Source organism: Prescottella sp. R16 (genome assembly GCF_030656875.1).
GTDB lineage: Bacteria > Actinomycetota > Actinomycetes > Mycobacteriales > Mycobacteriaceae > Prescottella.
This window is the reverse complement of sequence record NZ_CP130943.1, coordinates 255,590-266,821: the sequence shown is the minus strand read 5'-3', so window position 1 is coordinate 266,821 and position 11,232 is coordinate 255,590. Positions and strand designations below refer to the sequence as shown.

The window sequence follows — 11,232 nt, the reverse complement described above, 5'->3', positions numbered from 1 at the left end:
CATTGTTCATTCTTGGTCGCGAGACCGGGGCACGGCTAGGGTGTTGCGGTGAGTGAATCGCGCGGAGGGTCGATCTACGGCGATGCGGAAGCCCGGCGCCGCCGGACGCTGGATGCCGCGGCGGCACTACTGGACGAGGGCGGCTACTCGGCACTGACGATCCGGTCCGTCGCACAACGCGCCGGCACGAGTACGGGACTCATCTACCAGTACTTCGCCGACAAGCAGGACATCTTCATGGCCCTCCTCGAAGAGAGCATCGCCGAGTCGACGCGGGCCGTCGACGCGCTGCCCCGTGACCGTGGCGTGGCCGCGCTGATCGCCGCCATCATCGACGAGTCCGCCCGCCGGTGGGGTCGACTCGGCCGCATGTCCCAGATCTGGCGCGACGCCGAGCAGACCGCGGATACGGAGCGCGAATCGCTTCGCGCAGTACACGATTCGGGAAACCGCTACGACGAGGCCGTGCTCGAAGCAGTCACCGAGGCCGCGGTGAAGGAGGGACGTGTCCTGCGCGAGGAGGCCGCGGTACTACCCTTCCTGCTGTCCGGCATGCAGGGCGTCGCCGCCAGCATCGTCAACGACTGGGCGCCCTACCTCGACTCCGACGAGTTCACACAGTTCTCGGCAGCGGCACTCACGCGCGCGATCACGCTCACCGAGCCCTCCCCCTGATCTCGCATTGTGCGCACTTGTCGCCGGATTCCGGTCGTCGGAGACGCGACAAGTGCGCACAACGCGGTCAGGGCACGGTCGCCCAGGCAGCGAGGACGGTCCTGATACCGGTGACCAGGGCAAGGGGCCGGTCGATCATCGTGTGATGGCCGGCGTCGGGGATCTCGGTGACGATCGCCGACGGGCCGAACCGCTCCCGCATCTGCGCCATCAGCTCGTCGGAGACGATGCCGTGCTGTGCGCGGAAGTAGGCGATCGGGCAGCGCGGCCGCGCCACCTCGAGCGTGTCCCCGCCGGTACGCGTGAACATCGCGGGATCGAACTTCCACGACCAGCCGCCGTCGACGGCCGCCAGCGACGTCTCGGCGACATGCTCACGCACACACGGCACCGCCGCCTCCTGCGGTGGCACGAACCGGAACCGGGCGAGCGCCTCCGCCCGCGCCGGATACACCTTCTTCGGGCCGAACGCCGCCTTCCGGCGTGCGGCATCTTCCTCGGGAGTGCGCTGACGGATCGGCGAATCCACGATCTGCACACCGGCCAACCGATCCCCGTACAGATGCGCCGCCACGAACGCCACGATGCCGCCCATGCTGTGGCCCACCACCACCGGTAACCCCTCGATGCCCGACGCCGACGCCACCGCCACGATCTCCGCTGCCCACGTCTCGAGCGAATAGTGCTCGCGGACATCGCTGTCGCCGTGACCGCTCAGGTCCAGTGCTACGACGCGTCGGCCGGCGGCGAGCTGCGGTCCGATGTGGTCCCACCACCGCGAATGCGCCGCGCCGCCGTGCACCAGCACCAGCCCCGGCCGCCCCGAGGTCCCCCACGCCCGGTACGCGATGCCGGCACCCTCGACCGTGACGATGCCGGTTTCCACGGGGGCCGCCAGCGCGTCCCGGAACCATTGGGGCTGCTGCTCGTCGCTCATTCCTGCAACTTACTGTGCCCCGGTCCGGGCGCCACGCTCGAGTAAGCTCGGTCCGTGTCGCCATCGGATACCGCCGCCCGCACCGCGCCCAGTCCCGCCCGCCTGACCGGGGGAACCGTCGCCGAGATGGTCGCCGCGGCCGTCGTGGCCGCGATCGTGTCCGCGGTGGGCCTGTTCGCGTTCGGACGCGTGTCGTGGCCGGCGTTCCCGTCGTCGAACGTCACGCAGGCGGTCACCACCGTCGGCCAGGTCGTCACGATCGCGGTCCTCGCACTGTGCGTGGTGCTGTATCGGGCCCGACGCTGGATGCGGGCGGCGACGGTGCTGTCGTGGGCGGGACTGTCCGGTTTCGTGACCGTGACCCTCGGCATGCCGCTGAGCGCCACCAAGCTGTACCTGCACGGCGTATCGGTGGACCAGGAGTTCCGTACGGAATACCTCACCCGTCTCACCGATTCCGCGGCCCTGCACGACATGACCTATGTCGATCTACCGCCCTACTATCCGGCGGGCTGGTTCTGGATCGGCGGACGCCTCGCGAACCTGTTCGGTCTCGACGGCTGGGAAATGTTCAAGCCGTACGCGATCGCCTCGATCGCGGTGGCGGCAGTACTCGCGCTGGTGTTGTGGTCCAAGCTGATTCGCTCGGACCGGGCCGTCGTCGTCGGATTCGTCACCGCCGCCCTCGTCGTCGCGTACGGGTCGGCCGAACCGTACGGGGCGGTCATCGCCGTCCTCGTCCCCCCGGTCCTGGTACTGGCCTGGGGCGGACTGCACCGTCCGGGCGAAACCGGCCGTGGCGGTTGGGGAGCCGTCGTCGGTGTCGGTGTCTTCCTCGGTGTCGCAGCCGCGTTCTACACCCTGTATCTCGGCTTCGCCGCGTTCGCGGTGACACTCATGGCCGTGGTGGCCGCAGGACTCGCGGTGCGTGAGAAGGGGTCCTGGCGAGGTGCCGTCACCCCCCTCGTCCGTCTCGCCGTCACCGCCGTGATCGCGGGGGCGATCGCACTCGTCGTGTGGCTGCCCTACCTGCTCGACGCCGTACGCGGCTCGGTCGCCGACAGCGGCACCGCCACCCACTACCTGCCGGACGCCGGTGCGCGCCTGCCGCTTCCGATGTTCCAGTTCTCCCTGGCCGGGGCGCTGTGCCTCGTCGGTACGGTCTGGCTGGTCGGGCGTGCGTCGTCGTCCCGGCGCGCGCAGTCCCTCGGGATCGGGGTGCTCGCGGTCTACCTGTGGTCGCTGCTGTCGATGGCCGTCACCGTCGTCGGCAGCACACTGCTGTCGTTCCGTCTCGAGCCCGTCCTGATCCTGCTGCTCGGTGCCGCGGGCGTGTTCGGTTTCCTCGACTTCGGCCGGTGGATCGTGCTCGCCACGAGCGACAACCCGAGGGTGAAGGCCGCCCTCGTCGCGCTCGGGTCGGCTGGACTGATCGGGTTCTCCCAGAACATTCCGCAGGTCCTCGCCAGCGACATCACCGTGGCCTACACCGACACCGACGGCGACGGCGTGCGCGCCGACCAGCGACCGCCCGGGGCGGCCGCATACTTCGCCGAGGTGGACCGGATCATCACCGAGCGACGTCCGGGCGAACGACACGACACCGTCGTGCTCACGTCCGACACCAGTTTCCTGAGTTTCTACCCGTACTACGGTTTCCAGGCGCTGACGTCGCACTACGCGAATCCGCTCGCCCAGTTCCGGGAGCGTTCCGCCGCAATCGAGAGCTGGAGCGATCTCGAGACACCGGACCAGTTGATCTCCGCTCTCGACGCCCTGCCGTGGCGTGCACCGGACGTGTTCGTCTTCCGCAAGAGCGCCGACGGCTACGTGCTGCGCCTCGCCGAGGACGTGTACCCGAACGATCCGAACGTCCGCCGGTACACGGTCACGCTGCCGGCCGAGCTGTTCGACGATCCGCGCTTCACGATCGACGAGGTGGGGCCGTTCGTGATCGCCACGCGCGTCGGCTGATTCACTCGACGTGGTGACGGTCCGTGCGGCCCACCGTCACCGCAGCGACCACCACACCGATCACGACACCGACGAGGGTGTCGACGATGCGGCTGACGCCGGTCTCGGGCGTCACCGGCACCGTGAACCCCGTCATGAGCAGTGCCATCGGGGTCACCGCCAGGGTCGTGAGACCGTAGTTGACGAGCACCATCAGTTCCGCGGCGATCTGGAAGACCACGACGGCGATCACGGCCTGCCAGAAGCCCAGCGGCACCGTCAGCAACGCGGCCGCGACGGCGGCACCACCGACATTGCCGAGGAGACGCTGGATCCCGCGCTGCACCGTGTGCGCGTAGGTGAGTCCCTGGAGAGTCGCGACCGCACCCATCGACGCCCACAGCGGATGGTCGAGACCACAGGCCGCGGCCACCCACCCGGCCAGGGCCGACGCCACCGCCACCCGCACCGCGGTGTGCCACAACGCCTCCGACCCGATACGGACCCGCGCGGACCGCAACAGTCCGGGCGGCACCGGCAGCTCGGTCCGCCGTGACGGCCGGTCCCCGACGCCACCGAGAATGCTGGACCGCTTGATCTTTCGCAGTTCACCGCCGTGCCGGGTGATGTTCCGCAGCGCAGTGGCATCGCCGTCCGACGTCCACTCGTCGATCGCCGTGTCCGCCGCGTCGAGAAGCTCCGCCAGATCCCGGCCGTGGCCGCGGTCCACTCGCGCCCGCCCACTGGACACGAGCACCTCCCGCGCCCGGACCAGTGCCGCACGCGCGCCGGGCAGCCCGTCGACGCCGACCCGCTCGAGCGATCCGACGGCGTCGAGCGCGCGGGCGGCTGCCAGACGCGCCGGCCCCAACGGCAGGATCATTCCCGGCAGCATCGCCGCGAGCCACCCTACGACGACGCCCAGTGCCCCGGCGACCGTCACCGCGGTGACGTCCCCGAAGGTGGCCGAATACCCGGCCGCGCCGGTGGCCGCGAACACCGAGATCACCGGCCCCGGCCCGATCAGCTGGAAAGCGTTCATGTAGGCGGATGCCCCGGCCGCAACGAGAGACAGCACACCGATCAGTGCCCACGTCGGCAGTCCTGCCGCACCGAGCGTTCCCCCGACCGCCATCGACGCCACGAGCGCGACGCCCACCAGCGCCAGCTTGCCCGCCAGCCGCGGATAGGGCTCGTATCGTCCGAAGGCCGACGCGAGCGCACCCAGCGCCGCGAAACCGGCCAGCTCCCGGTACCCGAGAAGTGCGCCGACAGCGAGCACGGTCGCGGTCGCGAGCCCCACCCGCAGTGCGGGGGCGATCGTCGCGTCCGCTGCCCGCACGTCGAATGCCCGACGCCATGTGGACGGCGCGACGGTGTGCGCCAGTGCGACACGCGTATGTTCGACGCGCGTCGGCCGGGGAGTCTGGAGAGCAGTCACTCCACCCAGTGTACGGATTTTAGTTCACTAGTAAAACAGTTATGAACTGAATTTTGTGCTGGATAGTATGAGCAGGTGGATTCGACCGATCGTCCCGAGCCCGACTTCATCGATATCGTTCGTGACGAGTGGGGACGGTCGTACCCGGAGATCGACACCTCGCCGATCGAAATCGTCGGCCGGATCACCCGGATCAGTTCGCAGGCACTGCATCAGCTCGATCGAGCACTCGCGCCGAGCAGTGTGACGCGGGCCGAGTTCGAGGTGCTGTGCGCGTTGGCGCGCAGTGATCGCCCGCTGCGGACGAGTGAGGTCACGGCGGTGACGATGGTGAGTGGGGCTGCCACCACCAAGCATGTGGAACGGTTGGTCGCTGTGGGGTTCGTCGAGCGAGAACGCTTCGAACGGGACGGTCGCGTGGTTCTGCTCCGTGTCACGGATGCCGGACGCGAGTTCGTCGATCGGGAACTTCCGCGACGTATCGAGAGGGATCAGCGACTGCTCGCCGGCCTCGACGACGGTGAACGCGCCGTGCTCGCCGGCCTGTTGCGTCGAATCTGCCGGAACAGCGACGACGCCGACCGGATCTGATCCGGACCGGGCGCTGTTCACCCCGGTTCCCGGTTGCGGTGGGTGCCGGTCCGGTGTGCCCGGACCGGCCCACAGCATGCGGAAATGCCGAAGGCCCCCACCAAGAATGGTGGGGGCCTTCGGTAACGGGTGTTCGGCGGTGTCCTACTCTCCCACACCCTGTCGAGTGCAGTACCATCGGCGCTGGAGGGCTTAGCTTCCGGGTTCGGAATGGGACCGGGCGTTTCCCCTCCGCTATGGCCGCCGTAACTCTATGAAACTGTCACACCCCATCGACCCCGCCCGGACCACACCCTCGGGGTGTGGTGGGGATCGGATGGGTATCTGTGTGTTGTTTCAGATACCGCACAGTGGACGCGTAGCTTCTTTGTGGTAAGTCCTCGGCCTATTAGTACCAGTCACCTCCATCCGTTACCGGACTTCCAGTTCTGGCCTATCAACCCGGTGGTCTGCCGGGGGCCTTACCCCCTCGAGGGGGTGAGAAACCTCATCTTGGAACAGGCTTCCCGCTTAGATGCTTTCAGCGGTTATCCCTTCCGAACGTAGCTAACCAGCAGTGCTCCTGGCGGAACAACTGGCACACCAGAGGTTCGTCCGTCCCGGTCCTCTCGTACTAGGGACAGCCTTCCTCAAGTTTCTAACGCGCGCGGCGGATAGAGACCGAACTGTCTCACGACGTTCTAAACCCAGCTCGCGTGCCGCTTTAATGGGCGAACAGCCCAACCCTTGGGACCTACTCCAGCCCCAGGATGCGACGAGCCGACATCGAGGTGCCAAACCATCCCGTCGATATGGACTCTTGGGGAAGATCAGCCTGTTATCCCCGGGGTACCTTTTATCCGTTGAGCGACACCGCTTCCACTTGCCGGTGCCGGATCACTAGTCCCGACTTTCGTCCCTGCTCGACCTGTCAGTCTCACAGTCAAGCTCCCTTGTGCACTTGCACTCGACACCTGATTGCCAACCAGGCTGAGGGAACCTTTGGGCGCCTCCGTTACATTTTGGGAGGCAACCGCCCCAGTTAAACTACCCACCAGGCACTGTCCCTGAACCAGATCATGGTCCGAGGTTAGATGTCCAATACGATCAGAGTGGTATTTCAACAACGACTCCACACACACTGGCGTGCATGCTTCACAGTCTCCCACCTATCCTACACAAACCGAACCGAACACCAATACCAAGCTATAGTGAAGGTCCCGGGGTCTTTTCGTCCTGCCGCGCGTAACGAGCATCTTTACTCGTAATGCAATTTCGCCGAGTCTGTGGTTGAGACAGCAGAGAAGTCGTTACGCCATTCGTGCAGGTCGGAACTTACCCGACAAGGAATTTCGCTACCTTAGGATGGTTATAGTTACCACCGCCGTTTACTGGGGCTTAAATTCTCAGCTTCGCCACCGAAATGGCTAACCGGTCCTCTTAACCTTCCAGCACCGGGCAGGCGTCAGTCCGTATACATCGTCTTACGACTTCGCACGGACCTGTGTTTTTAGTAAACAGTCGCTTCTCTCTGGTCTCTGCGGCCCCACCCAGCTCACGGAGTAAATCCGGTCACCAGACAAGGCCCCCCTTCTCCCGAAGTTACGGGGGCATTTTGCCGAGTTCCTTAACCACAGTTATCTCGATCGCCTTAGTATTCTCTACCTGACCACCTGTGTCGGTTTGGGGTACGGGCCGTGTGAAAGCTCGCTAGAGGCTTTTCTCGGCAGCATAGGATCACTGAATTCGCCTCAATCGGCTACGCATCACGTCTCAGGCGTATGAGTGGCGGATTTGCCTACCACTCGCCCTACACGCTTACACCAGTATTACCACTGACTGGCTCAGCTACCTTCCTGCGTCACCCCATCGCTTGGCTACTACCAGATCGGTTCACGCGCATCCGGCAGGAAAACTCCCGAAGGAGGAAACCCGCTTTCAGGGCGCTTAGCATCACTGATTCACCAGGGGCGCGTCCACACGGGTACGGGAATATCAACCCGTTGTCCATCGACTACGCCTGTCGGCCTCGCCTTAGGTCCCGACTCACCCTGGGCGGATTAACCTGGCCCAGGAACCCTTGGTCATTCGGCGGACGAGTTTCTCACTCGTCTTTCGCTACTCATGCCTGCATTCTCACTCGTGCAGCCTCCACACCTGGATCACTCCGGCGCTTCCCTGGCTGCACGACGCTCCCCTACCCATCCACACCACTGCACACAGCTCCGTAGAACCGCATGGGTGTTGTGTGAATGCCGCGGCTTCGGCGGTGTACTTGAGCCCCGCTACATTGTCGGCGCAGGATCACTTGACCAGTGAGCTATTACGCACTCTTTCAAGGGTGGCTGCTTCTAAGCCAACCTCCTGGTTGTCTTCGCGACCCCACATCCTTTTCCACTTAGTACACGCTTAGGGGCCTTAGCCGGCGATCTGGGCTGTTTCCCTCTCGACTACGAAGCTTATCCCCCGCAGTCTCACTGCCGCGCTCTCACACTCTGGCATTCGGAGTTTGGCTGACGTCAGTAACCTTGTGGGGCCCATCGGCCATCCAGTAGCTCTACCTCCAGAGTGAAACACGCGACGCTGCACCTAAATGCATTTCGGGGAGAACCAGCTATCACGGAGTTTGATTGGCCTTTCACCCCTACCCACAACTCATCCCCTCAGTTTTCAACCTAAGTGGGTTCGGGCCTCCACGACGTCTTACCGTCGCTTCACCCTGGCCATGGGTAGATCACTCCGCTTCGGGTCTAGAACATGCCACTCGACCGCCCTATTCGGACTCGCTTTCGCTACGGCTCCCCCACACGGGTTAACCTCGCGACATGCCGCTAACTCGCAGGCTCATTCTTCAAAAGGCACGCCATCACCCACCCACCGAAGTGGCGCAGGCTCTGACGGATTGTAAGCGCACGGTTTCAGGTACTATTTCACTCCCCTCCCGGGGTACTTTTCACCTTTCCCTCACGGTACTAGTCCGCTATCGGTCACCAGGTAGTATTCAGGCTTATCGGGTGGTCCCGACAGATTCACAGCAGATTTCACGGGCCCGCTGCTACTCGGGAGTCCATCACGACAGTCACCACGTTTTCGTCTACGGGACTCTCACCCTCTACGACAGGCCGTTCCAGACCACTTCGACTAACACGATGATTTCTTACTGTCGGCCGATCCGGCAGAATCGACAAGATGAATCCCACAACCCCACGAATGCAACGCCTGCCGGCTATCACACACCCATGGTTTAGCCTCATCCGCTTTCGCTCGCCACTACTCACGGAATCACATGTTGTTTTCTCTTCCTGTGGGTACTGAGATGTTTCACTTCCCCACGTTCCCTCCACACGCCCTATATATTCAGGCGCGGGTAACCACACATCACTGTGGCTGGGTTTCCCCATTCGGACACCCTCGGATCACAGCTCGGTTGACAGCTCCCCGAGGCTTATCGCAGCCTCCTACGTCCTTCATCGGCTCCTGGTGCCAAGGCATCCACCGTACGCTCTTCATTACTTACAACAAAGATGCTCGCGTCCACTGTGCAGTTCTCAAACAACACACCCTGATCGAACTCCCGCCAGCACCATGACCACCACCGAAGCGATGCGGTCTGCCTGACATCCGAACAGGATCGTTTCTTCCTTCGAGACAACCACTTGCGTGTTCTCTCAGGACCCAACAGTGCGCCGATATATCGTCCACCAGCCGGCCATGTGACCCGCTGAACTGTGAACGAGATTGTCAGTGTTCCACCCATGAGCACCACCGGATTACATGTGAATCCGAAATGGCTCTGCCCTCACCCCGACCCCGACTGTTCGAGGCGGTGTGGGGAGATGCTCCTTAGAAAGGAGGTGATCCAGCCGCACCTTCCGGTACGGCTACCTTGTTACGACTTCGTCCCAATCGCCGATCCCACCTTCGACGGCTCCCTCCCAAGGGTTAGGCCACCGGCTTCGGGTGTTACCGACTTTCATGACGTGACGGGCGGTGTGTACAAGGCCCGGGGTATTCACCGCAGCGTTGCTGATCTGCGATTACTAGCGACTCCGACTTCACGGGGTCGAGTTGCAGACCCCGATCCGAACTGAGACCGGCTTTAAGGGATTCGCTCCACCTCACGGTATCGCAGCCCTCTGTACCGGCCATTGTAGCATGTGTGAAGCCCTGGACATAAGGGGCATGATGACTTGACGTCGTCCCCACCTTCCTCCGAGTTGACCCCGGCAGTCTCCTGCGAGTCCCCACCATTACGTGCTGGCAACACAGGACAAGGGTTGCGCTCGTTGCGGGACTTAACCCAACATCTCACGACACGAGCTGACGACAGCCATGCACCACCTGTACACCGACCACAAGGGGGGCCGTATCTCTACGGCTTTCCGGTGTATGTCAAACCCAGGTAAGGTTCTTCGCGTTGCATCGAATTAATCCACATGCTCCGCCGCTTGTGCGGGCCCCCGTCAATTCCTTTGAGTTTTAGCCTTGCGGCCGTACTCCCCAGGCGGGGCGCTTAATGCGTTAGCTACGGCACGGATCCCGTGGAAGGAAACCCACACCTAGCGCCCACCGTTTACGGCGTGGACTACCAGGGTATCTAATCCTGTTCGCTACCCACGCTTTCGCTCCTCAGCGTCAGTTACTGCCCAGAGACCCGCCTTCGCCACCGGTGTTCCTCCTGATATCTGCGCATTTCACCGCTACACCAGGAATTCCAGTCTCCCCTGCAGTACTCAAGTCTGCCCGTATCGCCCGCAAGCTTGGGGTTGAGCCCCAAGTTTTCACGGACGACGCGACAAACCGCCTACGAGCTCTTTACGCCCAGTAATTCCGGACAACGCTCGCACCCTACGTATTACCGCGGCTGCTGGCACGTAGTTGGCCGGTGCTTCTTCTGCAGGTACCGTCACTCTCGCTTCGTCCCTGCTGAAAGAGGTTTACAACCCGAAGGCCGTCATCCCTCACGCGGCGTCGCTGCATCAGGCTTTCGCCCATTGTGCAATATTCCCCACTGCTGCCTCCCGTAGGAGTCTGGGCCGTGTCTCAGTCCCAGTGTGGCCGGTCGCCCTCTCAGGCCGGCTACCCGTCGTCGCCTTGGTAGGCCATTACCCCACCAACAAGCTGATAGGCCGCGGGCCCATCCTGCACCAGTAAACCTTTCCAACCCCCACCATGCGGCAGGAGCTCCTATCCGGTATTAGACCCAGTTTCCCAAGCTTATCCCAGAGTGCAGGGCAGATCACCCACGTGTTACTCACCCGTTCGCCGCTCGTGTACCCCGAAGGGCCTTACCGCTCGACTTGCATGTGTTAAGCACGCCGCCAGCGTTCGTCCTGAGCCAGGATCAAACTCTCCGTTGAAGACTCACGATTGGAGGCCGAAACCTCAATCAGTCATAGACATCGAGTCAAATCACTAGCAAATAAACTCAAACTAGCTGTTTCGGTCGACCCTCCCAGACGGAAGAATGAAAGAATCGACACATACCCACCCCATCCGAAAAAGACGGGGCAGAGTACCAAAATTGGCACTGACATTCATCGACACACTGTTGAGTTCTCAAAGAACACGCACACACCATCACCAGAAACACTCGGCTTCTCGTTCCGGGGCAACCGTTCCAGCTTATCCCGTCCGGCTCCCGAGCGCAAACTCG

Annotated in this window: 5 protein-coding genes and 3 rRNA genes; 3 read left to right on the top strand and 5 right to left on the bottom strand. The window is 63.2% G+C overall.

The features are described 5' to 3' along the window. The first annotated feature begins 48 nt into the window (after positions 1-48). On the top strand, positions 49-675 hold the full coding sequence (locus Q5696_RS01165) for a TetR/AcrR family transcriptional regulator (protein WP_305093424.1): 627 nt from the start codon (positions 49-51) through the stop codon (positions 673-675). 67 nt (positions 676-742) lie between these two features. Here the strand turns inward: Q5696_RS01165 and Q5696_RS01160 are convergent, their stop codons facing one another. After that, entirely contained in the window at positions 743-1,612 is an 870-nt protein-coding gene (locus Q5696_RS01160; protein ID WP_305093423.1) for an alpha/beta fold hydrolase, read from the bottom strand. Positions 1,613-1,738: 126 nt separating this feature from the next. Between Q5696_RS01160 and Q5696_RS01155 the strand changes: the two genes are divergently transcribed. Beyond that, positions 1,739-3,586, top strand: a complete 1,848-nt coding sequence (locus Q5696_RS01155; protein ID WP_305095093.1) for a galactan 5-O-arabinofuranosyltransferase — start codon at positions 1,739-1,741, stop codon at positions 3,584-3,586. A gap of 1 nt (position 3,587) precedes the next feature. On the opposite strand, the gene Q5696_RS01150 is transcribed toward Q5696_RS01155, so the two are convergent. Continuing rightward, positions 3,588-5,006: an FUSC family protein gene (locus Q5696_RS01150; protein ID WP_305093422.1), complete on the bottom strand. Its 1,419-nt coding sequence runs from the start codon at positions 5,004-5,006 to the stop codon at positions 3,588-3,590. A 75-nt stretch (positions 5,007-5,081) separates the two neighbouring features. Between Q5696_RS01150 and Q5696_RS01145 the strand changes: the two genes are divergently transcribed. Then, positions 5,082-5,597, top strand: a complete 516-nt coding sequence (locus tag Q5696_RS01145) for a MarR family winged helix-turn-helix transcriptional regulator (protein ID WP_305093421.1) — start codon at positions 5,082-5,084, stop codon at positions 5,595-5,597. Positions 5,598-5,728: 131 nt separating this feature from the next. Here Q5696_RS01145 and rrf read toward each other — a convergent pair. From rrf to Q5696_RS01130, 3 genes are all read right to left on the bottom strand, one after another. Continuing rightward, a 5S ribosomal RNA gene (gene rrf, locus Q5696_RS01140) occupies positions 5,729-5,845 on the bottom strand. Positions 5,846-5,965: 120 nt separating this feature from the next. After that, positions 5,966-9,095: ribosomal RNA gene (locus Q5696_RS01135) — 23S ribosomal RNA — on the bottom strand. 328 nt (positions 9,096-9,423) lie between these two features. Beyond that, a 16S ribosomal RNA gene (locus tag Q5696_RS01130) occupies positions 9,424-10,936 on the bottom strand. Together the 16S, 23S and 5S rRNA genes form the textbook arrangement of a ribosomal RNA operon. Positions 10,937-11,232: the final 296 nt, after the last annotated feature.